Raw genomic sequence first — 26,089 nt, forward strand, 5'->3', positions numbered from 1 at the left:
GAATCTTATCATATTTTTACACTACTTTTTTAAATAAACAGGATAGCAACCTAAATCTTTAATTTTTGCTCCTAAAGTGCTCATTTCTTCTAATGCTAAATTGATTAATGATAAATCCTCGCATTTTATATCCAATAGAAAGAAATAGTCACCTAGTTTAGTTTTTAAAGGTCTTGATTCAATTTTAGTTAAATCAATTTCTCTCCAACTAAGAGTAGAGAGTATCTTATGTAAATTACCGGGTTTATTTTTTTCCATCTCGACAGCGATTGTTTTTCGCTGAATCTGACTTTTGAATTTTCCATGATGTAATTGATCTTTACCAATTACCCAAAACCTCGTTTGATTGTTAGGTATATCTTGAATATTGGCGTTAACAACAGATAAACCATATCTTTCTGCTGCTTCTTTTGAGGCAACAGCCCCTACACATTCATTCGGATTGTTTTTCAACCATTCTGCTGCCTCTGTTGTAGAATTTGTTATTTCTTGCTTTGTATTAGGTAAATACTCAGAAATAAATTGTTGTGTTTGTGCCAACGCTTGTGGGTGAGATTTGACTATTTTTATACTTTTCCACGATTCTTTCCAATTTGGATGAACCATTAAATTTTGATTAATAGGTAAGATTATCTCTGCTTGAATGGGCAGACTCGAATAATGATATAAATAGTCTAGTGTTTGATTGACTGTTCCTTCAATGCTGTTTTCAATCGGAACTACTACATAATCAACTTGTCCCAATTCCACTCCCTTTAGACAAGCAACAATCGTTTGAAACGGAGTTAGCATCTCAGAAGGAAATATAAATTTAGTGGCTGAATAGGTGAAAGAACCCACAGGACCTAAGTAACCAATAGTCATTACTCCACCTCCTTGATTTTCAACATTATCTCGCTTACAATCTTTCCCACTGATTTATCTTCTATATCCACAATAATAGTGGCTGCCTCTCTATATTTTTGTTCTCGTGAAAAGAATAACTCAGCTATTTCTTCACGAGAGGAATCATCTGCTAAAGGGCGCTTATTTTCTTGATCTTCTTGAATTCTTTTGATTAATGTTTCAAGATTGCCTTTTAAATAAATTACACACCTTTGATGTTTAAGTTCTGCCAAACTTTTTTCAAATGTAATAATGCCACCGCCTGTAGCGATTACCGTTTCTGTTATTAGATTCTCAATTAAGACTTGATATTCCATTTGCCTAAAGATTGCTTCTCCTTGATTTTTAAAAATCTCAGGAATTTTTTTTTGAGCTTTTAACTCGATTAACTGATCCATCTCACTAAAACTACAGGCTAATCTGTTGGCTAATTCTCTACCGGTCGTAGATTTTCCAGACCCCATAAAACCAATCAATATAATAGACATCATTTCATCAAACTTTCTAAATCATCAAAGAAATGAGGATACGATACAGAGACAGCGTCGCTTTTATCTAAAATAACCTCATCCTTTTTAACTAGCAGTGCAGCTATTTGAAGCATCATACCAATCCGATGATCTCCATAACTAGTTACTCTACTACCCGACAATGTTGTATTTCCTTGGATAATCATTCCATCAATGGTCGGCACAATATTGGCTCCCATTTTTGTTAACTCATCAGAAACAGCTTGGATACGATCTGTTTCTTTTACTCGTAACTCTTCAGCATCTTTGATGATCGTTTCACCTGTCGCTTGAGTTGCTAAAAGAGCGATAATTGGTAGCTCATCAATTAATCTCGGAATTATATCTCCAGAAATTTCAGTACCAATTAAAGTACTTGAAGTTACCGTAATCGTTCCAGAATCATTTAGCTCATCGACGTCTGTGAGACTAATATTTCCATCCATTGCTTTTACAACATCAATAATCCCTGTTCTAGTTTCACTTAAGCCAACATTTTTAAGAACAATATGACTATTCGGAACAATTAAACCAGCTACAATAAAAAAAGCAGCAGAAGAAATATCACCAGGTACATTCACTTTTTGTCCAGTAAATCGTTGGTCCCCACTTAGCGTAATTTTTTTCCCCTCTACTTTAATCTGTCCACCAAATTGCTTAATCATGACTTCTGTATGATCACGTGTTTTTTCTTTTTCTATTAATTCAGTTTCTCCTTCTGCTTGAAGAGCTGCAAATAAAAGAGCTGATTTTACCTGAGCACTGGCGACAGGTAATTGATACTTAATCGCTTTTAAATCGGAATTTTCATTTAATTTTATTGGCGGAAACTCCGTGCTCTCATAACCCATTACAGAGACGCCCATTTCTCTTAACGGTAGCATTACTCGATTCATGGGTCTTTTTTGAATAGAAGAATCTCCTGTTAACGTTACATCAAACCCTTGTCCCGCTAAAATCCCCATTAGTAAACGGATTGTTGTCCCTGAATTGCCTACATCCAGAACCTCTTTTGGCTTTTTAAGACCTTTCATCCCTTGACCTTCAATTGTGATTTTATGACCATCATCATGAATTGGGACACCTAACTGCCTGAAAATTTTCAAAGTATCAAGGCAATCATCTGCTCTTAAAAAATCAGTAATAACCGTCTCACCTTCTGCTAGTGAACCAAACATAATACTACGATGAGAAATTGATTTATCTCCCGGTACTTTTAATTCGCCATTTAAAGAAGTCGCATTTATTTTTAATTTCATTACTTTCCTCCTAAGATATCATGCAGGTGTAAACTGACTGTGTAGAAATAACTGATTTTGCTTGCATCAAATCTTTTTCATTTTTAAATGAGATACGTAAAATACCAAAGATATCATCTCTTGTTTCCATGATTTTAATATTAATCAAACTTATTTTTTCCTTCGCTAAAATACTAGTCACTTCAGCAATTGCTCCAGGGTAATCCGGTACATTGACATATAAATCATAAAACCCTGGAATAACGCCCTCCTTATGAACAGGTATCTCATCTCTAACTTTTTTTGCCTCTTCAAAAAATTGGTATAATTCTTTACGATCACCAGTAGCTAATTTTACTTTTATACCACCTAGTTCGTTTATCCAACGCTCGATTTCTTCTATTAAAATATAACGATTACTGATTGAAATATCTACCCACATTTTTGGATTAGAAGAAGCAATGCGAGTAATATCTCTAAAACCACCAGCTGCCAATTTTTTAGCCATAGGTAACTCTTCCATTAAATTATCAGCTTGTGTCACAAGTTGAGAGGCAATAATATGAGGCATATGACTTAAAATACCTGTCATTTTGTCATGTTCAGAAGCATCTAGTTCAATAAACTTTGCCTTAGTTAACCTTAATAATGATTTTAACTGAGCTACTTTTTCAGCTGAAACACCATCATTTGGTACTAAAATATAATAGGCGTTCTCAAATAAATTTATATCAGCTGCTATAAAACCTGACTTATGTGATCCCGCCATCGGATGCCCTCCGATAAAATCATATTTATTTTTAAACACTTCTTTAGCTGTTTCTAATATTTCACCTTTGGTGCTTCCCACGTCAGTTATCAATACATTCTTTTTTAAATTAAAATGGACTATTTTGGGCATTAAAGATAGAGTAATTGAAACAGGTGTACAAAAAAAGATTACATCCGCCTGTTCACAAGCTTGTTTAAAATTTTGAGTATAGTCATCAATAATTTTATGCTGATAAGCACCTATTAGCTCTTCAATATTTTCACTAAAACCAACAATACGCAATTCTTTATTTTTTCCTTTTAAACATAAAGCAACGGATGAACCAATCAAGCCGATGCCAATCATTAAAATATTTTTCACGTTTCGTTCCTCCTTATATTTTTTTAAAAATTAAGAGTATAGTCACGATAACGTTTTACTTCATCTTTCATTCTTTCAAAAGAATCACTTTCAAATTTATCTAACATTGCTTTGGCAATTTCAATCGTCACCATCGCTTCTGCCACCACACAAGCCGCAGGAACAGCAGAGCTATCTGAGCGTTCTACACTTGCTTTATAAGGCTCTTTAGTATCTATATTTACTGATTGTAATGGTTTGTAAAGTGTTGGTATTGGCTTCATGACACCACGAACCACAACAGGCATTCCATTTGTCATGCCACCTTCAAATCCACCTAAATTATTGCTCGTGCGAGTATAACCTGTTTCTTTGCTCCAAATGATTTCATCCATCACTTCACTGCCATAAAGTCTAGCGGCTTCAAAACCAACGCCAAATTCAACCCCTTTAAACGCGTTAATTGAAACGACTGCTTGGGCGATTTTTCCATCTAATTTTTGATCCCACTGTGTGTAGCTACCTAATCCAATCGGAACACCACCCACAACAACCTCTACAACACCACCAATGGTATTTCCTTCTTTTTTAGTCGCATCAATTTTTTCTTTCATTGCTTCTTCAATTTTTGGATCTACGCATCTTACGGCTGATTTTTCCGCTTTTTCTTTAATTTCAGCAACAGTCATGGTCTCTGGTATTGTGCCACGAACACCACCAATTTCTAAAACATGGCCAGCCACATCTATCTCTAATTCTTTAAGCATTCTTTTACAAACAGCCGCAATAGCAACACGCATAGTTGTTTCTCTAGCAGAAGATCTTTCTAAAACATTTCTTAAATCATCCTGTTTGTATTTGATGCCACCTACCAAATCTGCATGTCCTGGTCTTGGTTTTGCTAAACGCCGTATTTTTTTTGCTCGGTCGTCTACTGGTTCGATTCCCATAACTGTTTCCCAATTTTTAAAATCATCATTTTTAACAACCAGTGTGATAGGTGAACCTAACGTTTTACCGTGTCTGACGCCTGATGTAATTTCGACTGTATCTGTTTCAATTAACATTCGTCCGCCACGTCCATAACCACCTTGACGTCTTTTTAAATCATCATTTATATCTTCAATCGATAATGTAATTCCGGCTGGCATCCCATCAATAATGGCTGTTAATTCTGGTCCATGTGATTCTCCTGCAGTAAAATAACGCATACTCATTCCCCCAATTTATTTTTCTAAATAATTTTTCATTTCTTCTATTGATATGGTTTCAATTTTAGCTTTCCCAATTTTTTCTAAAAGAATAATATGGATACTATCTCCTCTTGTTTTTTTATCATGAGTCAAAGCTTCGAATAGTTTATCCTCTTCCCACTCTTCTAAGTGTATTGGCAAATGAAATTTAGTTAACATACTTTCTAATTCATTTAATAAGCCACTCGGCATAGTTCCTAGCTTCTCAGCATTTTTAGTAAGCTGGCACATCCCGATAGCAACAGCTTCACCATGCGTAATAACTCCAAATCCTTGTGTTTGTTCGATAGCATGACCTATTGTATGTCCAAAATTCAGAATAAGTCTAATACCTGTATCAAATTCATCCTCTTCCACAACGTTTCGTTTTACTTTGCAGCAAGCAAAAATAATTTCCTCAGAGTAGTTTAAAATATCTTTTTCATCTTTAATAGTACTTAGTAAATCCCAGAGTTCCTTATCTGCAACAGCTGCTGCTTTTACGACTTCAGCCATTCCCTCTTGCAGACGTCTATCTTCTAAAGTTAACAAGGTGTTAGGATCAATTAATACGCCATCTGGTTGAGCAAAAGTTCCCACTAAATTTTTAGCTACACTTGTATTAACTGCTGTTTTACCACCAATACTACTGTCTACTTGTGCTAAAAGTGTTGTCGGAATTTGCAAGAAATGAATACCTCTCATATAAGTAGATGCTACAAATGCCCCTAAGTCTCCCACAACACCTCCACCAAGAATAATCACACCATCTTTTCTAGTCATCCCACATTCTGCTAAATAGTGATAAATTTTTTCTGCAGTCGCTAAATTTTTACTTGTTTCTCCTGGTTTAACCGCAATTAAAGAAACCTCAAATCCTGCTTCTCGAATCGCTTTTTCCACTTGTTCACCGTAAAGATTTTCCACATTGTCATCTGAAATAATCACAATCTGTTGAGGTTTCCAAAGTGATTTAACCCATGTTCCAACATGAGTTAAACCGCCCTTTTCAATTAATAAATCATAGTTTTTATTTGGTAGTGTCACACTTAACTTCATTTTTTACACCTCTAAATTTTTTCTCTGATTTTTTTGATTTCTTTCATCGTTTTTTCCATCACGTGGATTTGTTCCATCATATTCATGTAACGTTTTTCATTTAGAGATTGCTGTCCATCAGACCATGCGTTATTTGGATCCGGATGAATTTCAACGATCATACCTGAAGCACCTGCTGCAATCCCTGCTACAGCCATTGGCGTCACATAATCCCAAACACCTACACCATGACTTGGATCCACAATTATTGGGAAATGACTTAATTTTTGAATCACTGGTACGGCACTTAAATCCATTGTATTACGTGTTGCTGTTTCATAAGTTCGAATACCACGTTCAACAAAAATCACCTTTTGGTTTCCTGTAGCAGCAATATATTCTGCCGCATTTAACCATTCATCAATTGTTCCTGAAATACCACGTTTTAATGCAACTGGAAGTCCTGTTTTCCCAACGGCTTGAAGCAATTTGAAATTTTGCATATTACGTGCGCCAATCTGCAAAATATCTGTGTACTTTGCCACTAACTCTAAATTAGCTTCGTCCATGACTTCTGTGATAACTTTCATATCGTATTTGTCAGCTGCTTGACGAATGTATTTCAAACCTTCTTCTTCTAATCCTTGGAATGCGTAAGGAGATGTTCTTGGTTTAAACGCTCCTCCTCTTAGGATAGTCGCTCCACCTTTTTTAGCTATTCGAGCACACTCCATAATTTGTTCCAAACCTTCAATCGAGCAAGGGCCTGCCATTGTTACAAAATTTTCTTCTCCACCAATTTTTACACCATCAACATCCACCACTGTATCTGTTGGATGGAATTCACGGCTTGTTAATTTGTAACTGCTGGTAATTTTCACTGTGTCAGAAACCCCATCATAACTTCTAAAAGGCACATCAATCATTTTTTCGACATTGCCCACTAAACCAATGACTGTATGATCTTTCCCCTCACTTAAATGGACCTCTAATCCTTCTTCTTTAATTCGTTTAATCACTGCATTCACTTGTTCTTTCGTTGCCTCTGGTTTCATTATAACGATCATTTATTTTTCCCCTTTTCATTAAGTTCTGATAATAATATATGTTTGATTTCTTTAACTGGCATTTTTTTATTTGTCATTAATTCAAATGCAATAGCTGCTTGATATATCAACATCCCTAAGCCATTGATTGTTACAGCATTTTGCTTTTTGGCTTCTTTTAAAAACTGAGTCTCTAGTGGATGATAAATCAAATCAACCACAATATGTTCCGGTGTTATAGCATTTATCTGACTTATAGGAAGCTCACAACTATCTCCCATACCGATTTGTGTAGCGTTAACCAGAATTTGACTTTCTTTGATTTTTTGAATAAGTTCCGTCGTGTCAGCATAATCAAAGACTCGGATTATAGTTTCTGTTTTATCTGCTATTTCTTTTAATTCATGAGCCACTGTTTCGAATGTTTCGTTTTTTCTTTTAAAAACATTAATTTCAGAAATACCATCTAGGGCGCATTGACAAATGATGGCTCTTGATGCTCCACCTGCACCTAAAATAGTCATTGTTTTATTTTTAATCATCACATCTTGTTCTTCTAAACTTTTGATAAATCCTAATCCATCAGTATTGTGACCATATAATAGTTTGTTTTTCTGTACAACAGTATTGACGACACCAATCAGTTTTGCTACTGGTGATAACTCATCACACATTTGGTAAGCTTTTTTTTTATAAGGCATTGATATATTAACACCTAGCATATCTAATGCTTTTACAGAAGCCATCACCTTTTCAAAATCAGATTCAGTTGTTTCAAAGGCTAAATAAACAGCATTTGTTTGAGTCAAAGAATAAGCAGTATTGTGAATTCTAGGTGATAAACTATGCTTTATTGGATTAGCTATTACACCAGCTAATCGTGTATATCCCGATATATAATCTTCCATAATTTCTCCCCTCTAATTACAAATAAAAGACGATAACTTTTCATAGATTGAATAATCAAATCTATAGTTACCGTCTTTCTTGAATACATCGATTCAAAATATAAGAAAAGCCACTATAGATTTTTAATCATCTATGTGGCTCTTTAAAGTCAATTTAAAGATCTTTAGCCTTCATAGATACAAACTGTCTTTGTTTGTATCCGTTAATAGGGCACAAACATCATCTATAATAGCTAAAGTAAAAGTTATTCAGTTGTGAGGTAAGACGGATATTATTTTTATTCATGTCATTCACTCCAACGGGTTTTTTATTTAATAATTGTTCACAGTATAACCATAAATATTTTCAATGTCAATTTATTTTTCCTAATTCATTTTTTTGGTATACTATCACAAAAGGAAGGTGAAGAAAATTGACTACCAAACTAATCGTTATTTCTATTGATGCACTTGGTGCTATTGATATTGACTTACATCAAGAAAAAATCCCCACTTTATATTCACTTATCAAAAAAGGAACTCTTGTCAAAAAAATAAAAGGAATTTATCCAACACTAGCTTACCCCTCTCACGTTACTTTAATGACAGGGATGTATCCTAAGAATCACGGGATTATAAATAATACTAAAAACCAATCGGCTCGCTTATCTCCAGACTGGTTTTGGTATGACCGAGAAATCAAGGTTCCCACCGTTTATGATACTGCAAGAAAAGAAGGCTTAACAACTGCTTCTTTTCTTTGGCCGGTTACTGCTAGTAGTTCCATTGATTATAATATCGCAGAAATTTTTCCTAACCGAATTTGGAATAACCAAGTTATGATTTCTCTAAAAGCAAGTTCTCCTTTATTCTTATTAACAATGAATCAAAAATATGGACACTTGCGAAAAGGAATCATGCAACCTTTTCTTGATGATTTCATTACAGCATGTACTGTTGATACTATCCTGACTAAATCGCCTAATTTAACTTTAGTTCATTTAGTCGATATGGATTCTATGCGTCATGCTTATGGTGTTCAATCTAAAGAAGCAATTGATGCCCTTCAAAGACAGGATGCTCGTCTAGAAAAAATTATTCAAGCCACTAAAGACAACGGAACATTTGATCAAACTCATTTTGTTGTTTTAGGTGACCATTATCAAATAGACGTTGCGACTATGATCAAATTGAATGCTCTATTTGTCAAAAAAGGGTGGTCCAAACTCAAAAAAAATGGTTCAATCAAACCAAATTGGCAAGTTTACGCTAAAAGTTGTGATGGATCAACTTACATCTATTGTAGTCAAAACTGTCGGGTTGCGACTGAAATAATCAAGGAAAGTATTATTCATTTAGACGGTATCGAACATGTTTATCTCGCAGATGAAATCAAGAAGATGGGAGCCGATCCTAACGCGACTCTGATGGTAGAGGCTAAACCAGGTTTTTATTTTAACGATGAGGCACAAGGAACACTTTTTGAGAAAGTGACCAAACAAGATATAGGTAAAATTAACCGCTACTTTGGCGTTCATGGATTTCATCCAGATAAACCCAATTATGAAACAACCGCTTGCTTCTTTGGACCAACAATCAAAGAAAATCATATTATCGAGCATGCTAACCTAATAGACGAAGCTCCAACATTCGCCAAATTATTAAATTTAAAAACCTTTCCTAAAAAAACTGACGGAAAATGTTTGGACGATGTCTTTAGATAGGGCGGGTAACTTCAAGCAAAGAAACTCAAAATCGACTCTTTCAATCGATTTTGAGTTTCTTTGTTTTTTCTAAACACTCTGTTCTTGATAGTGTGATATATTACTATAATCGATTAAGCTAGCTTTTCCATCTTCTACAATAATTTTAGTCAAACTATTAGGTAAAACATCTTCTAATTCAGTCAATGGAATATCTAGTAAATCGGAAACCATCGTTTTAATCGTAATTCTATGTGAGACAACAGCGACATGTTTTTCAGGAAGCGACTTAATTATCCCATCTAAACTATTAGCACTTCTTTCACTTAATTCAGCAAATGTTTCGCCTTTATTTTCTGCTTGAAAATTCAGCGGATTATGCCAAAATAAATCCCATTCTTTTGGGTATTTATTTTCAATTTCGGTATATGTCTTTCCTTCCCAAAGTCCCATATCGATTTCTTGAAAGCCGTCGTCCTTAATAACAGGAACTTTTAACTGTTGATTGACTAGCTCACTTGTTTTTATCGCTCGAATACTAGGACTTGTACAAATCAAATCAATAGGTTCACTAGCTAATTTTTCTCCTAGTAACGTTGCTTGCTGAATTCCTCTTTCTGTTAAATCTGAATTTTTCAATCCTTGCATTTTTTTCATCTCATTCCAAACCGTCTGACCATGTCTAATTAAATAGAGTGTTGTTTTCATTTTTTCTCTTCCCTTCTTACTTAATACCTACCTAACAGTTTAAAAGAAAGCTGATTTGATTTATAATACTTTTATCACCTTTACCCATAATAAAAAGTTATAGGAGGAAATAATGAACTTACACTCACTACGATATTTTTATGACGCTTCTTTCTATCCAAGTCTCACCGAAGCCAGTCACCATCTACATATCAGCCAACCAGCCTTAACAAAACACATCAAAAATTTAGAGGAAGACTATGGTGTTAAGCTTTACGAAAAAAATGGTCGTCATATCACTTTAACTTCTATCGGTAATGAATTAATCAAAGAATGCCATATTTTATTCCAACAAGCGGATAAAATCGAATGTTTTCTTAATCAAAAAAGTACTCATTATCCATTAAAAGTAGGTCTTACGCAACTTAATAGTGAGGAGTTCATTAAGAATATTTTGATAAACGATTCCTTTGATTCTATTAAAATTGAATTAACGACAGGTAATACAAAAAAAATCGCTCAATTATTAGTGAATGAATTAATCGATGTCGCTATTCTTCCAGAATCAGACTCTTTCGCTCATTTTGAGAAAGAAAAATTATTTTCTGATGAATTAATCTTTTTATCTCATCCAGATTATTGCGAAAATCATCTTTCTAAAAGCCAATTATCTGATTATCAATTTATTAAACGAGAAGCAGGAAGTTTTATTCAAGAAATTTTAAATAATTGGAAACAGCCTAATGTCACTTTTTCAAATCAAGTAGCAACTCATGCCGAAGCATTGCTTTTATGTGAATATAAAAATGGTCTTTACCTATGCTCTAGCATTCAAGCAAAGTCATTAATTGATTCTGGTAAATTTCAGCAAGTTGTGATTGAAAACTCTCCTAAAATAACTAGGGATTTTTATTTATACTTTAATAAACAACAAGAAATAAAATACTTTAAACGCTACATTAAACAAATTAGTCATGAGTTTCAAAAAACAATTTAATTTAAAAAGAGCCACCTCACTTTAAACTTAGGTGAGATGGCTTGTTTATTATTAAAAAATATTAAACTAGTGAGTTTGCCCACCAACAATATTTAAATCTTCTTTACCGTCAAATACAACAATCGCTTCAAGAGCAGCAACAATACCTCTAGTAATATCTTCTAGACTCATTGCTGGCATTCCCGGTCTTTCTACTACTTGTTCTGGTAAAAATGGCACATGCATAAATCCAGCTTTAACTTTTGGAAATTCAGTGTGAGCCATGTATAAACATTGATACATAATGTGGTTACAGACAAATGTTCCTGCTGTATTTGATACTGATGCTGGTAATCCAGCTTCTTTAATAGCAGTAACCATTGCTTTAACAGGATGTTGTGTGAAATAAGCACTCTCTCCATCAGATTTAATCATCATATCTATTGGTTGATTGCCATCATTATCCGGGATACGAGCGTCGTCTAAATTAATCGCCACTCTTTCAGGTGTTAAATCAAAACGTCCACCGGCTTGTCCAATATTTAAAACATAATCCACATCATGTTTATTTAGTGCTTCACGTGTCACTTCAGCACTTTTACCAAAAACAGTTGGAATTTCTAACTTTATAATTTCTGCACCTGCAATTGTATTTGGCAATTTTTTAACTGCCTCGATTGCAGGATTCATTGTATCTGTTCCAAATGGATCAAATCCAGTAACTAAAATTTTCATTTTTTTCTTCCTCTCTTAATTAAAATGCCCAGAAATACATTAAAGCAATGTGTACAATAATCATCATAAGCGCAATAGGAACTTGCTCTTTAATAACGCCATAAGGATTTTTCATTTCAAGAAGTGATGCAGGTAGCGCGTTAAAATTAGCAGCCATTGGTGTTAGCAAAGTACCACAATAGCCTGCAGTTAAAGCTAATGCTCCCGCAATAGCCGGATCAGCGCCTTGCATGATGACAAAAGGAACACCGACACCAGCAGTAATCACTGTAAAAGCCGCAAAACCATTCCCCATGATAACTGTAAAAATAACCATACCTAGAACATAAGCAATAGAACCTGCTAAACGATTGCCTTCCGGAACAAAACCACCAATCATTTGAGCAATTACGTCACCCACACCAGCGATGGTGAAGATAGCCCCTAAAGCTGCTAAAAGTTGTGGTAAAATACCAGATGTTCCCATCGCTTGCATCATGCGATCACTTTCATAAGCTACTTCTTTAGGTTTTGATTTAAAGATAGCCATTGCTAAAATAATACCAATTACTGCAGCTACACCAATTGCAGCCTTACTTGATGGCTTAATAAACATGGCTAACAAAACTGAGATAATAGCTAGCGCCAATACAGGTACAAAAATTGCATTTCCATATTTCTTAGCATCTGCTTCCAATTTTTCTTGCTTGACAGGTGTAAATTTACTTATTTCAAATTGTTTAAATAGTGAGATAACACCTAAAAATGCTACCAATCCACCATTAACAACATTTGGTAAAAATTTACCTAACATAAATAAAATGCCTAAATCTAACCAAAAAAGAGATGTTCCGATTCTTTTCGTATTATTTAGATCCTTAAATACTTTATAGCCTGTATAAACTAATTGCAAACCAATCAAAATAAAGAAGAATTCTAATAAATTATTAAAAAATATTTCCATTATTTTTGTTCTCCTTTATTTCTATATTTTTTAGCTAATTTTTTATCAAAATAAATATTGGATAAAATACCCATTAAAATCATGATTAACGCTACTGGTATTGACGCTTTAGCAATATCTAAACCGCTCACCTTGTAGCCCATTGAATCTAATGTACCAACGATTAATAAAACTCCTCCGGCACTTAAAAAGGTATTTTGACCAAAAAAGTTACCATAGTTATCCATAGCAGCTGATTTTGCTTTAATTAATTCTTTATCTTCTTCTTCTAATTCACCATATTTAGCTTCAGCTGAAGCTTCTGCCATTGGTTGAACGAGTGGTCTAACAAATTGCGGATGACCACCAAGACGAATCGACAACGCACCTGCAATTTCTCTAATAATTAAATAAATCGACAAGAACCACCCTGTGGTTAAACCACTGACTTTTTTTATTAGATTAACTGCTTGTTCCTTTAAACCATGAGATTCCGCTAAACCAATTAACGGTAAAGTAATAAAGAAAATCGTTACAATACGTTGATCAACAAAAGCCTTTCCTAATTCTTCTAAAAACTCAACAGGTGTAATACCTGAAACTAATGCTGTCGCAAGACCTGCCACAACAACTACGGCAATCGTATCAAATTTAAAAATAAACCCTAAAACGATAATAACGATACCTATTAACTTAATCCACTCCACTTATATTATCTCCCCTTTATCTAATATTTACTAAATTTTAATTTTAGTTAAAATAAGTAATGCTACCTATTTTACTATACTTTTTCACAAAAACAAATTTCTAAATACTAATATTTTATAACTTTTTTGTTCAATTTATGTTCAAAATAGGTTGCTTAATATTTTTGAGACAAAAAAACACAATTCAGAAATAATGAATTGTGTTTTATTTTTTTAATATTGATACGTTAAAATCGGATTTCTAGCAGCGCTTGTCTCATCTACCCTTCCAATTAATGTTTTGCTTGGTGCTTCTTTAATACTTTGTGGCTCTTTGTACGCTTGCTCTTTAATTTGTTTAAAGACTTCGATAACTTGATCCAAAGTTTCTTTACTTTCCGTTTCTGTTGGTTCTAACATTAAAGCTTCTTTTACTACATCCGGGAAATACATGGTAGGTGGATGCATGCCATTATCAAGTAAAGCCTTTGATACATCTAAAGCTGTAATGCCAGTCTCTTTTTTCAATTTATCTAGTGTCATGACAAATTCATGCATACAAGGGCCTTCATAAGCCATCTCGAAACTATCTTTTAGTTGTTCTCTCATATAATTAGCATTTAACACTGCTGTTTGGGACGCTTGAGGAATTCCCTCTTTTCCTAAAGTCAAAATATAAGTTAATGCCCTAACAACGACACCAAAATGTCCATAGAATGTTTTTACATTACCTATTGATTTTTCAGGCATCTCAAATGAAAAATGCTCACCCTCTTTAACCACGTGATAATTTGGAAGATAAGGTTTTAAAAATTCTTTACAACCTATTGGTCCGGCTCCTGGACCGCCTCCTCCATGAGGTGTTGAGAAAGTTTTATGTATATTTAAATGAACCACATCAAAGCCCATATCTCCCGGTCTGACAGTTCCCATAATAGCATTTAAATTGGCACCATCATAATAGCAAAGTCCGCCTGCATTATGAATGATTTTAGTGATTTCAATAATATCATGTTCAAACAAACCAACGGTACTTGGATTAGTAAGCATCAACCCTGCCGTATCATCTCCAACCACTTCTTTTAACTTCTCTAAATCAACTCGACCATTTGGTTTAGACGGAATGTTGATTGTTTCATAATTAACCATTGATGCTGTTGCTGGGTTAGTACCATGAGCTGAATCAGGTACAATTATTTTATTTCGTTTTAAATCTTGATTATTTTCATGATACGCTTTAATTAACATGATACCAGTCAATTCACCTTGAGCACCAGCAGCTGGTTGAAAGGTCATAGCATCCATTCCGGTAATTTCTGTTAATAATTTTTCAGCCGTATAATAGACTTCAAGTGATCCTTGAGCCGTTTCAATTGGTTGCAAGGGATGAATGTTAGCAAATCCTGGTAACTGGCTCATCTCATCATTAATTTTAGGATTATATTTCATGGTACATGACCCCAATGGATAAAAACCATTATTAACACCAAAACTATTGTCAGCCAATTCTGTATAATGACGGCTCATGTCAACTTGGGAAATTTCAGGTAAACGTAACGCTTGTTTTCTTGTTAGTTCAACAGGTAAAGAGTAGTGTTCCACATCTAATTCAGGAATAAAGTCATTTCTTCTACCTTCCATACTTCTTTCAAAAACTAGTTTCATGCTTGACAAGCCTCCCTTACTATCGCCACTAATTCATCTATTTCAGCTTTACTATTCATTTCGGTTGTACACCAAAGAATATTTTCTTCAATAGGTAAACCACCTAATATTCCTTTTTTTTGTAATTTTTCATTTAGTTCTATTGGTGGTATAGGTGAATGCGTCATAAACTCATTAAAAAATTCACTATTGTTCACTTTTTGAAAACCATTAATTTTACTTAATTCATTTTGAAGATAATGAGCTTTACTATAGCTCTGTTCGGCAATATCTCGCAATCCGTCTGGTCCCATAGCCGAAAGATAAACACTCGCTGTTAAAGCACAATGAGCTTGATTAGAACAAATATTAGAAGAAGCTTTTTCACGTCTAATATGTTGTTCTCTAGCTTGTAACGTCAAAACAAAGGCCCTTTCTCCATTCTTATCCATTGTCTGACCTACGATTCTACCAGGTAACTTTCTCATCATTTTTTCAGTTGTTGCCATAAAGCCAAGATAAGGTCCCCCAAAGCTCATTGCTAGGCCTAAAGGTTGTCCCTCACCAGTAGCAATATCAGCACCATATTCAAAAGGTGTTTTTAATAAAGAGGTTGCGATAGGGGAAACTCTCATAATCCATTTTGCTTTATCCTCATGAACTATTTTTTCAATTGTTTCAGCATCTTCTAAACAACCATAAAAATTTGGATGCTCCATATAGAAACAAGCAACTGTCTCATCCATCATTTGATTGAGAAGGTCTGTATCTGTCACACCATTTTTTTCAGGAACCATCTCAACTAAAGTTCCCATACCATGACAATAAGTTTTTATTGTTGCAATTGTCATAGGATGACTTGTTTCAGATATTAACACTTTTTTTCTTTTTTTGTCTAAACACATATTAACTGCTTCTGCTGCTGCATTTGATCCATCATAAACTGAAGCATTCGCAATGGGCATACCTGTCAACTCAGAGACCATCGTTTGAAATTCAAAAATAGATTGTAGAATCCCTTGACTAATTTCTGCCTGATAAGGAGTATAGGCTGTCAAAAATTCTTCTTTCGTTGTTATTTGCTTAACAATAGACGGAATATAGTGATTATAGGCGCCGGCACCTCTAAAAATCGAACGAAATACTTGGTTTTTACTAGCAATTTGCTCCATAATCCGACGAACTTCTAATTCTGATTTTCCATTTGGTATGTTTAATTCAGATATTTTCAGCTCCTCTGGGATGTCCTTAAATAAATCATCTATACTTTCCAGACCTAAGATAGAAACTAACTCTTCTTGCTCTTTTTGACTGGAAGGAATGTAGTTATAGTTTCCCATCTGTTTTTAAGCCTCCTCTTCAACTACTTGCTCATACTCATCAGCAGTTAAGACATCTTCCTTGTCTGTAATTTCTTTAACTTCAAATAACCAATTGACAAAAGGTGCTTCATTTACACTTTCTGGTGCATCTTCCAGGTTATCGTTGATTTTAGAAATCACACCTGTAAATGGTGTATAAATGTTAGAAACTGTTTTTACTGATTCTACTTCCGCAATTTGATCTCCTTTTGTTACTTCTTGACCTATTTCTGGGAGTTCAACAAAAACAATGTCGCCTAACTGTTCTTGGGCAAAATCTGTGATCCCCACTTGTGCTGTAGTTTCATCAATAAATTTAACCCATTCATGTGTTTTTAAATAGCTAACTTCTTTTGGTCTTGACATATTCATTTCCTCCTAAATATTATTTTTTGTAAAATGGCATAGGTGTTACTTCTGCTTGAATTCTTCTTCCTCTGACTTCTACTTCTACTTTCTGCCCGATTGAAGCATATTCTTTGTCTAGATATGCCATCGCAATTGCATAACCTAAATATGGTGCATGTGTTCCGGAAGTACTCATTCCAACTTGCTGATCATCAATAAATACAGGAGCCTCTTCACGAACAATTCCTTTACCTAATATTTTAAGGCCCACTCTTTTTTGACTTATTTCTGATTTCTCAAGGGCTTCTTTTCCAATAAAATCTTTTTTATTTAATTTTACTGCAAATTTAAGTCCTGCTTGTATAGGATTAATTGTTTCATTCATTTCATGACCATATAAAGGCATACCTGCTTCTAATCTTAAAGTATCACGAGAGCCTAAGCCACATGGAACAATATTAAATTCTGCTCCTGCATCCATTAATAGTTCCCATATTTTGGTGACATCATCTGCTTTTGTATAAAGTTCAAATCCTTCCTCACCTGTATAACCAGTTTCAGAAAAATCAATGTCCATTCCTTTTATGTCAATATTTTCGTTAAATGTGTAATATTTTTCTGGAAAATCTTCTTTAGCTATTAACTTCTGTAGAGTAGCTTTAGCATTAGGGCCTTGAATCGCAATTAATGCAATCTCTTCAGAACTATCTATTGCTTTTGCCTTACCTACTAAATTTTCCGTAATCCATTTAAAATCTTTTTCCTTGTTTGAAGCATTTACCACACCCATGAATTTCTCATCATGATACTTATAAAGAATCAGATCATCAATGATACCACCTTCTTGATTGCACATTAGGGTATATTTAATCTGACCATTTGTCATGTTCTCAAAATCATTTGTGAATAATCTTTGAACATTTTTTAAAGCTTCTTTTCCTTGAATAACGATTTCTCCCATATGAGACACATCGAACATCCCTACTGATTTTCTAACAGCGTTATGCTCACTTACCAAACCTAAACCAGAATATTGAACTGGTAATAAGTAGCCACCAAAAGGTACTATCTTTCCCTTTAGTGAAACATGTGTTTCATAAAGTGGTGTTTTTTTATCCATAACATCCATCCTCTCCATATTAAAACATAAAAAGTAATGTAACCGCTTTACATATTAATCATAACATACTTTAAAGGTTGGAAAATTAAAATTAGTAAAGAAATATAACTATTTATTTCACAAAAAAAGAGACTGACATAATTGTCAGCCTCCTTTTTATTTATATGAATAATTTTTAATAGTCAGGAGATAAAAATATGTCACTTTCAACAAACTAAGTAAAATATTTTTTCCAACAAGGTATTTATTTTAATTCATATCTGTTTTTTTTTGAGAAAGTTTTAATAACAGCTAGTCCACTCAATACAAGTAAAACAAATAAACAAATTAAAGCCACTTTTGACCCTGCACTTGTGCCATGTTGATAGTTTGTTGCATTACTTTGGAACAATCCAACAATGATTGCTACAAAGGAAGTAGAAACAGCTCCCATGAATTGTTGTAGCGTACTAAAAATCGCATTTCCATCATCTTGTAACAATGGATCAATTGATGACAAGCCAACTGTCATAACATTACTATAAGATAAGCCAACACCAATCATAAAGATAACATGAGAAGCTGTAATCAGAAGCATATTACCTGTTTGAATCACTAAAATTAAGCTTAGCCAACCAACAACCGCAAATAATATACCTAATCCAATTGGTTTTTTATATCCCATTTTATCAAGTATCTTACCAGAAACCGGTGCGAATAAGGCTCCTACTAGCGCTCCTGGGAACATCATTAAACCAGCTTTTGATGCTGGAACATCACTTACTATTTGGATAAAGTTTGGTAGAACAAATGAAACTCCTAATAATAATACTTGGTAAACTAAAAATGATACTAAGTAAACTGTAAACATTTTATTTGAAAAGACTGATAAATTCAGTAATTCTTTTTCTTTATTTGAACGATAGAACAAGTAAGATGCTACTAATCCGACCAACAACGAAACATAGCCAATTGGTGATTGTAAATAGCTAAAGAAGAATAACAACCCGGTAAACATAACAGATAAATATAATGCTGCTTTACTATTAATCTTATCTGTTTTACCTTGTGGTTCTTTTGGAATAGCGTATAAACCAACAATAGTTGAAATAATTAATACGGGAATTAAAAATTTATAAATGTAAGTCCAATCTAAGTTAGTTGTTAAAATACCACCATACGTTGGACCCATTGCTGGTGCGATAGAAGTTGTTAAGTTACCAATTCCAATCATCATTCCGCGTTTTTTTATTGGAACTTTTGTTAATATAATATTGAACATCAGTGGTAAAGCAATCCCTGTTGCTACCCCTTGTAACAGACGACCAACTAATAACATACTGAATGAAAAAGCAAACGCATCTACTAAAACACCTGCTACAAAAAATAAGCTTGAAGCAATAAATAGTTGACGCTTACTATAATTTTTCATTAAATAAGATGATAGTGGAACAACGATTGAGATCATTAATAGATAGATGGTTGTCACCCATTGTACTTGACTTGTTGTAATACCAAACTGTTCCATTAACGTTGGGAATGTCACATTCATAGCGGTTTCAATTAATACCCCTGAAAAAGCCATCATTCCCGTTGCTAAGACTGCTAAATTAACATGAAATTTCTTTGTTTCCATTTTTTCCACTCCTTACATAAAAAAGAGACGAAACTTATCCAATGATAAATTTCGCCTCTATCTCGACACAAATTTCTTTGTGTTATCTGTACGATTTATTCTACTTTATCATTTTATGTAAATTTCACATAAAAGTCAAGAAGATAAAAGTATTTTTTACTTAAAGCAATTATTTAACATGTGCCAAACGATAAGACACTGTCCTCCCAAACGGAAAGACTTGGATTCCTTCTAATTTATCAGATTTTAAGTAACCAACTGCTCCTTGATATAAAGGTAACACTGCAGCATCTTCTTTTACTAAAATCGTTTCTAAATCACGTAATTTTTCCCAACGTTTCTCTGGATTATTGGCTAAATCAAATCGAGCCTCATCTAAGCCTTTATCATACATAGCATTGTCATACTTTGCTGTATTTAGTCCGCTTTTAGAATCATAAAATTCTAAAAAATTGATTGGATCTGCATAATCTGGTGTCCATGTTCCAAAAACTAAATCAAATTCACCTTTATTTTGTAAATCTAATCTATTTTGAAGCGGCATTGATTTAATATTTATTTTGAGCCCAGGTAAATTTTGTTCTAATTGACCTTGAACAAATTCAATTGTTTTCTTAGCATTACCTGTGTCAGCAGATAATAATTCCAATTCAATTTTATCTTTTCCTAATTCTTTTTTCGCTAATTCCCAGCTTTTTTTTGCTTCTTTAGCATCAAAAATTAGTAGGTCCCCATTTTCTTTTCTGAAATCTTTACCATTTTTAGGATCTTTAGCAAAATTTTCTGGAATAAAACCATTTAAACCAATAGAACCATCACCTAAGATTTCTTTAGCAAATTGTTCCTTATCAATCCCTTGAATCATGGCTTTTCTAACATTGACATTACCTGTCACTTCACGTTTATGGTTAGGGCTTAAATAACCTACCATCGCTTTAGGAACAAAAGTAGCTTGTTTTGAATCTTTATATTGTTGCGCATAAGTATCAGATATAGTTGTATAATCTACTTCACCTGCTTCAAATAATTGCACACTTGTGGCAACTTCTTTAACAACTTGAACATTTATTTTGTCTAACTTAACATTTTTAACGTCCCAGTAATCAGGATTCTTTTCTAACTGCCACGTATCGTTTGTTCCATTCCAACCTTTTATCAAAAATGGTCCATTCCCAACAAAATTATCAGCAGTTGTCCCATAATCGCTACCTTTAGTTTCGACAAATTTTGTGTTTTTCGGCATAAAGGGAGTTCCAATCAAGACCTGAGACAAGTAGGGGATTGGATATTCTAAAGTTAACTCTAATGTTTTTTCATCTTTTGCAACAACACCAAACTCTTCTAAGGTTTTAGAACCTTCACGAATACTTCTTCCATTTTTAAAAATATCCATTTGATTGCTACTTGTTGATCCGTACTTCGGATCAACAACATTTTTAAATGATGTCACAAAATCTTGAGCAACTACTCGATCACCATTTGACCACTTAAGATCATCTTTTAGCGTAAATGTATAAACTAAGCCGTCTTCACTTACTTTAGGTTCTGATTTTGCCATGGCAAGTTCTGGTTGTCCCTTAGCATCTAATCGATACAAGCCTTCCGTCGTTTGCCCAATCATATCTGAGCTGTTAACATCGGTGTAAAAGGCACTGTCTAACGTTGATAATTCACCATTTGAAATAACATTAATTTCTTGTTTGACCTCTTGATTATTTTCTTTAGAACCTGATTTATCCTTTGTACCACAACCTACAAGTAATGCCATTGATGCAACCAATACGAGACCTAATATTTTTTTCATTCTATTTCCCTCCATTACAATTCATTCACAACATATTGAAACATTCGTCGTTCCTGTTCTAATTCTTCATAAGAAAAATCAGGATGCCATTGAACACCCAGTAATCTTTGTTCTTTCGAAATACTTTCCACACCTTCAATAATTTGATCCTCACTCATTGCTGTCAATTTTAAAGACGAAGCTAGTTGATTAATCGATTGAAAGTGGAAGGAATTAACAAATGTTGTTTTTCCGTAAATATTTCTTAAAATACTGTCCTTTTCTGTCTGAATTTTATGTGTCGGAGTTTGTCTTGGAACAGGATCTTGCATGTGTTGAATTTTTTGATTCTCTCTTACACTAATATCTTGATGTAAACTACCACCTAAAGTGACATTCAAAAGTTGTAGACCACGGCAGACACCAAAAATTGGTTTCTTTTGTTTCATCGCCTCTTCAATCAAAGCCATCTCAAATTCATCACGCTTTGTCATCATAAGAGAATGATCAAATTTTGGTGTTTCATTATAAAATTTTGGGTCAACATTTTGACCACCTGTTAAAATTAATTTGTCAATTTGTGTAACATACATAGTAGCATCTTGTTTTGTACCTAATGGTAACAGGACTGGTAAACCTCCTGCCAACTGAACCCCTTTAACATATCCTGATGGAATATAACTAATTGGTAAATTGTGTAATTTATTTCCTGAATCTTCTATATCATTGGCTGAAATACCAACTATTGGTTTCTTCGTCATTCGTTTTCCTCTTTTTTCAAATTTATTTTTATTTAGAAAAAGATGCAACAACATTGATGGTCTTCCGATTCTTGGACAGAAAAGTCCTTAAATTTGATACACAAACGACTAATAAAATAAGCAATGAATAATGATTGCGTCATTTTTTTCAAATAAACCACCCCTTTAATGTTATCACCAAAAACAAAATATGAATAACGTCTCATTTGATTTTAATGTATTGGAAAGAGCTTAACAAATTGCTTACTATAAGTCAATGAATAAACAAAAAAGAGGCTGACGTTTTGGTCAGCCTCTTTGACTATTTAGCTTCTTTTTTCTTTTTCATTTGTTTACTTCTTAACTGACCACATGCTGCATCTATGTCTGTTCCCAATTCTTGGCGAATAACAGCATTGATATTATTTTTTTGGAGAATATCATAAAATGCAACAATATCTTTTTTTGTACTTCTTTGATAATTATCATGTTCACTCACTGGGTTGTAAGGAATTAAATTAACATACGTCAATTTTTTCTTGTCACTTAATAAATCAGCTAGCTGTTGGGCGTGTTCTGGTCGATCGTTTACATTTGATAGCATAATATATTCAAACGTTACACGACGATTTGTTTCTGCAATGTAGTAATCCACTGCATCCATTAATTTTTCTAAAGGATAGGCTTTATTAATTACCATCATAGCTGTTCTTACGTCATTATTTGGCGCATGAAGTGAAATAGCTAAGTTAACTTGCAAGCCAAGTTTTGCAAATTGTTTAATCTTTGGCACCAATCCACTAGTTGAAACAGTCATATGTCTAGCCCCAATTGCCAAACCATTCGGATCATTCATAATATGTAAGAAATTCATCACATTATCATAGTTGTCAAAAGGTTCGCCAATTCCCATGACTACAATATGACTCACACGCTCGTCTTCTTCACGCTGATCAAAATAATGTTGAACTTGCATAATTTGAGCAACAATTTCTCCTGCTGTTAGGTTTCGTTGCTTCTTGAGTAGTCCACTAGCACAAAAAGAACAACCAATGTTACAGCCAATTTGAGTTGTTACACAAACAGATAATCCATATTTTTGACGCATCAATACAGTTTCAATCATGTGTTTATCTTCTAATTCAAATAAATATTTAACAGTACCGTCATTTGATTCTTGAACGATCACTTCTTTTAAAGGGTTAATAATAAATTCGATTTCTAACTTATTAATTAAGTCTTTTGATAAGTTTCTCATTTCACTAAAATTTTGGACTCTCTTTTGATATAACCAATCCCAAATTTGAGTCCCTCTAAATTTTTTTTCACCGTTATCTACAAGCCATTCATTCAATTCTTCTTGAGTCAATCCATAAATTGATGGTTTCATTTTTAATTCCTACTTTCGCAAGTTTGTACACTTAATCACTATAAGACATTCAGAATCTCATTGCAATATTTTATTTTATTAATTTCAAAGCTTCTTTTTTCGCAAACGGTGTCAGCTCCACTTCTTCAGTAAAAGTGACCACCCATTTTTCATTTATTTTGCCGTATTGTCTCAAAGACCAACCGATTGCTTTTTGAATGAAAAATTCATCAGTTGTTAAATCAAACATAATAGCTTTAGTTAATAAATCAAGATCTGTCTGGCCTTTTTCCATCAATTGCAATGTTATAGCTACTCGTCTCATCCAGAAATCTTCATGTCCAAAAAAGAAATCAAAAACTTTTTCTTTCTCTTTTGGATTCTTTTTAATATATAAACCATAAATTTTTCGCCAAGCATCCACTGTATCCCACCAAGCTTTTTTACTAATAAATTGTGAGTATTTTTCTAGTTCATTCCAACTTAATCGCTTGATATTAGCTTCACACATGTCAATTGCAACGTTCTGATACTCTCGCTCATGCCTACTATATAATTCTTCTATCCAAGTAAAAAGCTGATCCAAACTAACTTCCTTACTCTTTTGAATAATTTCTTTACTTTGTTCACGCCTAATCGGGGCTTTCACTCCTACAAATGAATAGCGGTTTCTCATATATTTTTCCATCGGAAGTTTATTTTCTATTGTTCCTTCTAAGATAAACTTTGTCATCATATTATTTACTCCCCCTCTTTTGAAAATGAATAGTAACTTGTGTTCCTTCATTAAGCTCCGATTCAACTGTGAGTGTATGAGTTAATTTTTGACATACTTGCTTGACTAAATATAAGCCCATTCCTGTTGCTTCTCGAGTAATTCTGCCTGTTTTACCAGTAAAGAATGGATTAAAAATTCTTGGTAAATCAACTTTGGAAATACCAATGCCATAATCTTTGATACTCACTTTCACCTCTGTTTCTGTTTCCTCTGATGAAATAAGCAAGCGTTTTTCGACTGGTTCTGTATATTTAATACTATTTAAAATAATTTGAGTTAAACAAAAATTCAACCATTTTTTATCCGTTTCTATCATTAAATTTTCCGCTATAATTACTTTTGGAAAAATTTCATTACGAATCAAATGACGCTTTTGTTCATTCATGACTTCAATGGCAATTTTTCTCAAATCAACTTGTTCGATGATAAAATCTTGAGAGAACGAATCTAGTCGAGCCATATTTAAGGCTAAATTTAACCCTTCTTTTATTCTATCAGTCTCTTCAAGTAAACTTGCTTTATCTAATTCTTCTTCTTCAATCATAAGTTCCATAATTGAAAGAGGTGTCTTCATCTGATGAACCCACTCGTACATGAATGTTTGGTGTTCATTCATTTTATTTTTATAAGTTTTAATATCTTGGTAGTGCCTTTGTTTTTCTAAGGATATCAAGTGATAAATTTCGTTTGATAATTCTGAGCTATCTTGAGATAATTCTTCAAAGTAAGTAGTCTGTTTGGAAAAAAGTTGATACAAATTTCTTTGTCTAAACCAACTAAGGCTTAAAAAAATTATCCATAAAAAAAGGCATAATACGGAACCATAAATGAGTATATTAATTTTTCGATAACCATCCAACCAAATTAAACTGATAAATAGACTAAAAGTTAAAGCAATAACAACTAAGTAAGGTAACTGATGTTTCATAAATAATTTCATATGTATTTAATCAATTGATAAAACCAATCGATACCCCTTTCCTCGAATAGTGATAATACTATTTTCTAATCCAAGATGCATCAATTTTTTTCTGAGTCTCGTGATATTAACTGATAGCGTATTATCATCTACAAAAGATTCGACATCCCATATTTGTTTCAATAGTTCTTGCCTAGAAACAACTTCTGGAAATCGCTCCAGAAGAATTTCCAAAAGTTGTGCTTCTTTTTGTGATAAACGTTCTGTGTTTTGATGCACTTCCATTTCAAATCTTTCAGGATAAAAGATTAAATTTCTTTGACTCAAAATACGTTCTTCTTTAATGCTAGAATATTCACCATAAGCTCTTCTTAACTGACTCTTAACTTTTGCTATGAGTAACTCAGAAGAAAATGGTTTGATAATATAGTCATCGCCTCCATATTCAAGAGCCATGACTTGATCCATTTGACCATCTCTTGCCGAAATAAAAATAATCGGACATTTAGATATTATTCTTATCTGAGTTGTCCAATAAAACCCATCAAAATAAGGTAAATTAATATCCATTAACACTAAATCTGGCCCTTCTTTTTTAAATAATTCAGTAATGTTATCAAATTTTTCAGCAGCTTTAACCTCATATTGAAATTTTTCAAGTTGCATTTTTATTAATTTTCTTAACTTCATGTCATCTTCTACAAGGAAAATTTTCATTCATTCACCAACTTTTTTTCTTTAGTTTACTACACTTTCT

At 33.5% G+C, this 26,089-nt stretch carries 25 protein-coding genes; 2 read left to right on the forward strand and 23 right to left on the reverse strand.

Annotated elements, in window-relative coordinates; genetic code table 11:
* Nucleotides 1-21: 21 nt before the first annotated feature.
* From pheA to aroE, 8 genes are read right to left on the reverse strand one after another with little or no spacing between them, the layout of a single operon-like run.
* Nucleotides 22-864 carry a prephenate dehydratase gene (pheA, locus tag FM121_RS07415; RefSeq protein WP_086951536.1) on the reverse strand — a complete coding sequence of 281 codons (843 nt, stop codon included), beginning with the start codon at nucleotides 862-864 and terminating at the stop codon, nucleotides 22-24.
* Nucleotides 864-1,376 (reverse strand): shikimate kinase, encoded by a 513-nt coding sequence (locus tag FM121_RS07420; RefSeq protein ID WP_086951537.1) that lies wholly within the window; start codon nucleotides 1,374-1,376, stop codon nucleotides 864-866. Before FM121_RS07420 ends, pheA begins: the two co-directional genes overlap by 1 nt.
* On the reverse strand, nucleotides 1,373-2,653 hold the full coding sequence (aroA, locus tag FM121_RS07425) for a 3-phosphoshikimate 1-carboxyvinyltransferase (RefSeq protein WP_086951538.1): 1,281 nt from the start codon (nucleotides 2,651-2,653) through the stop codon (nucleotides 1,373-1,375). Before aroA ends, FM121_RS07420 begins: the two co-directional genes overlap by 4 nt.
* A gap of 10 nt (nucleotides 2,654-2,663) precedes the next feature.
* The gene (locus FM121_RS07430) at nucleotides 2,664-3,764 is read right to left on the reverse strand and encodes a prephenate dehydrogenase (RefSeq protein ID WP_256958427.1); all 1,101 of its coding nucleotides are present in this window, start codon (nucleotides 3,762-3,764) and stop codon (nucleotides 2,664-2,666) included.
* A gap of 23 nt (nucleotides 3,765-3,787) precedes the next feature.
* Complete coding sequence (gene aroC / locus FM121_RS07435) at nucleotides 3,788-4,954, reverse strand: chorismate synthase (RefSeq protein WP_086951539.1); 1,167 nt, start codon at nucleotides 4,952-4,954, stop codon at nucleotides 3,788-3,790.
* A 15-nt stretch (nucleotides 4,955-4,969) separates the two neighbouring features.
* On the reverse strand, nucleotides 4,970-6,034 hold the full coding sequence (aroB, locus tag FM121_RS07440; protein WP_086951540.1) for a 3-dehydroquinate synthase: 1,065 nt from the start codon (nucleotides 6,032-6,034) through the stop codon (nucleotides 4,970-4,972).
* Between the two features lie 11 nt (nucleotides 6,035-6,045).
* The gene (aroF, locus tag FM121_RS07445) at nucleotides 6,046-7,080 is read right to left on the reverse strand and encodes a 3-deoxy-7-phosphoheptulonate synthase (protein WP_086951541.1); all 1,035 of its coding nucleotides are present in this window, start codon (nucleotides 7,078-7,080) and stop codon (nucleotides 6,046-6,048) included.
* Complete coding sequence (gene aroE, locus FM121_RS07450; protein ID WP_086951542.1) at nucleotides 7,077-7,967, reverse strand: shikimate dehydrogenase; 891 nt, start codon at nucleotides 7,965-7,967, stop codon at nucleotides 7,077-7,079. The genes aroF and aroE overlap by 4 nt, the downstream gene beginning before the upstream one ends.
* Before the next feature lie 413 nt (nucleotides 7,968-8,380).
* Between aroE and FM121_RS07455 the strand changes: the two genes are divergently transcribed.
* Nucleotides 8,381-9,670, forward strand: a complete 1,290-nt coding sequence (locus tag FM121_RS07455) for an alkaline phosphatase family protein (protein ID WP_086951543.1) — start codon at nucleotides 8,381-8,383, stop codon at nucleotides 9,668-9,670.
* A gap of 69 nt (nucleotides 9,671-9,739) precedes the next feature.
* Here the strand turns inward: FM121_RS07455 and FM121_RS07460 are convergent, their stop codons facing one another.
* Nucleotides 9,740-10,357 carry a histidine phosphatase family protein gene (locus FM121_RS07460; protein ID WP_086951544.1) on the reverse strand — a complete coding sequence of 206 codons (618 nt, stop codon included), beginning with the start codon at nucleotides 10,355-10,357 and terminating at the stop codon, nucleotides 9,740-9,742.
* Nucleotides 10,358-10,469: 112 nt separating this feature from the next.
* Between FM121_RS07460 and FM121_RS07465 the strand changes: the two genes are divergently transcribed.
* A complete protein-coding gene (locus FM121_RS07465; protein ID WP_086951545.1) occupies nucleotides 10,470-11,333 on the forward strand; it encodes a LysR family transcriptional regulator in 864 nt (287 codons plus the stop codon).
* A gap of 66 nt (nucleotides 11,334-11,399) precedes the next feature.
* Here the strand turns inward: FM121_RS07465 and pcp are convergent, their stop codons facing one another.
* From pcp to FM121_RS07535, 14 genes are all read right to left on the reverse strand, one after another.
* Entirely contained in the window at nucleotides 11,400-12,047 is a 648-nt protein-coding gene (gene pcp, locus FM121_RS07470; protein WP_086951546.1) for a pyroglutamyl-peptidase I, read from the reverse strand.
* A gap of 19 nt (nucleotides 12,048-12,066) precedes the next feature.
* Nucleotides 12,067-12,990 carry a DUF979 domain-containing protein gene (locus FM121_RS07475; RefSeq protein ID WP_086951547.1) on the reverse strand — a complete coding sequence of 308 codons (924 nt, stop codon included), beginning with the start codon at nucleotides 12,988-12,990 and terminating at the stop codon, nucleotides 12,067-12,069.
* Nucleotides 12,990-13,676: a DUF969 domain-containing protein gene (locus FM121_RS07480; RefSeq protein ID WP_086951548.1), complete on the reverse strand. Its 687-nt coding sequence runs from the start codon at nucleotides 13,674-13,676 to the stop codon at nucleotides 12,990-12,992. Before FM121_RS07480 ends, FM121_RS07475 begins: the two co-directional genes overlap by 1 nt.
* 213 nt (nucleotides 13,677-13,889) lie before the next feature.
* Complete coding sequence (gene gcvPB, locus FM121_RS07485; protein WP_086951549.1) at nucleotides 13,890-15,320, reverse strand: aminomethyl-transferring glycine dehydrogenase subunit GcvPB; 1,431 nt, start codon at nucleotides 15,318-15,320, stop codon at nucleotides 13,890-13,892.
* Nucleotides 15,317-16,639 (reverse strand): aminomethyl-transferring glycine dehydrogenase subunit GcvPA, encoded by a 1,323-nt coding sequence (gene gcvPA, locus FM121_RS07490; RefSeq protein WP_086951550.1) that lies wholly within the window; start codon nucleotides 16,637-16,639, stop codon nucleotides 15,317-15,319. Before gcvPA ends, gcvPB begins: the two co-directional genes overlap by 4 nt.
* A gap of 6 nt (nucleotides 16,640-16,645) precedes the next feature.
* Entirely contained in the window at nucleotides 16,646-17,026 is a 381-nt protein-coding gene (gene gcvH, locus FM121_RS07495) for a glycine cleavage system protein GcvH (RefSeq protein ID WP_086951551.1), read from the reverse strand.
* 19 nt (nucleotides 17,027-17,045) lie between these two features.
* Nucleotides 17,046-18,128, reverse strand: a complete 1,083-nt coding sequence (gene gcvT / locus FM121_RS07500) for a glycine cleavage system aminomethyltransferase GcvT (protein WP_086951552.1) — start codon at nucleotides 18,126-18,128, stop codon at nucleotides 17,046-17,048.
* 244 nt (nucleotides 18,129-18,372) lie between these two features.
* On the reverse strand, nucleotides 18,373-19,743 hold the full coding sequence (locus tag FM121_RS07505) for an MFS transporter (protein ID WP_086951553.1): 1,371 nt from the start codon (nucleotides 19,741-19,743) through the stop codon (nucleotides 18,373-18,375).
* A gap of 169 nt (nucleotides 19,744-19,912) precedes the next feature.
* Nucleotides 19,913-21,547 carry a peptide ABC transporter substrate-binding protein gene (locus FM121_RS07510; RefSeq protein ID WP_086951554.1) on the reverse strand — a complete coding sequence of 545 codons (1,635 nt, stop codon included), beginning with the start codon at nucleotides 21,545-21,547 and terminating at the stop codon, nucleotides 19,913-19,915.
* Between the two features lie 14 nt (nucleotides 21,548-21,561).
* Nucleotides 21,562-22,287 carry a gamma-glutamyl-gamma-aminobutyrate hydrolase family protein gene (locus FM121_RS07515; RefSeq protein ID WP_086951555.1) on the reverse strand — a complete coding sequence of 242 codons (726 nt, stop codon included), beginning with the start codon at nucleotides 22,285-22,287 and terminating at the stop codon, nucleotides 21,562-21,564.
* Nucleotides 22,288-22,588: 301 nt separating this feature from the next.
* Complete coding sequence (gene rlmN / locus FM121_RS07520; RefSeq protein WP_086951556.1) at nucleotides 22,589-23,656, reverse strand: 23S rRNA (adenine(2503)-C(2))-methyltransferase RlmN; 1,068 nt, start codon at nucleotides 23,654-23,656, stop codon at nucleotides 22,589-22,591.
* A gap of 70 nt (nucleotides 23,657-23,726) precedes the next feature.
* On the reverse strand, nucleotides 23,727-24,371 hold the full coding sequence (locus tag FM121_RS07525; RefSeq protein WP_256958428.1) for a DNA alkylation repair protein: 645 nt from the start codon (nucleotides 24,369-24,371) through the stop codon (nucleotides 23,727-23,729).
* Nucleotide 24,372: 1 nt separating this feature from the next.
* The gene (locus FM121_RS07530) at nucleotides 24,373-25,341 is read right to left on the reverse strand and encodes a sensor histidine kinase (RefSeq protein WP_179203818.1); all 969 of its coding nucleotides are present in this window, start codon (nucleotides 25,339-25,341) and stop codon (nucleotides 24,373-24,375) included.
* Nucleotides 25,342-25,359: 18 nt separating this feature from the next.
* Nucleotides 25,360-26,049 (reverse strand): response regulator transcription factor, encoded by a 690-nt coding sequence (locus tag FM121_RS07535; RefSeq protein WP_086951558.1) that lies wholly within the window; start codon nucleotides 26,047-26,049, stop codon nucleotides 25,360-25,362.
* Between the last annotated feature and the right edge of the window lie 40 nt (nucleotides 26,050-26,089).

This window comes from Vagococcus fluvialis bH819 (assembly GCF_900163795.1).
Lineage (GTDB): Bacteria > Bacillota > Bacilli > Lactobacillales > Vagococcaceae > Vagococcus > Vagococcus fluvialis_A.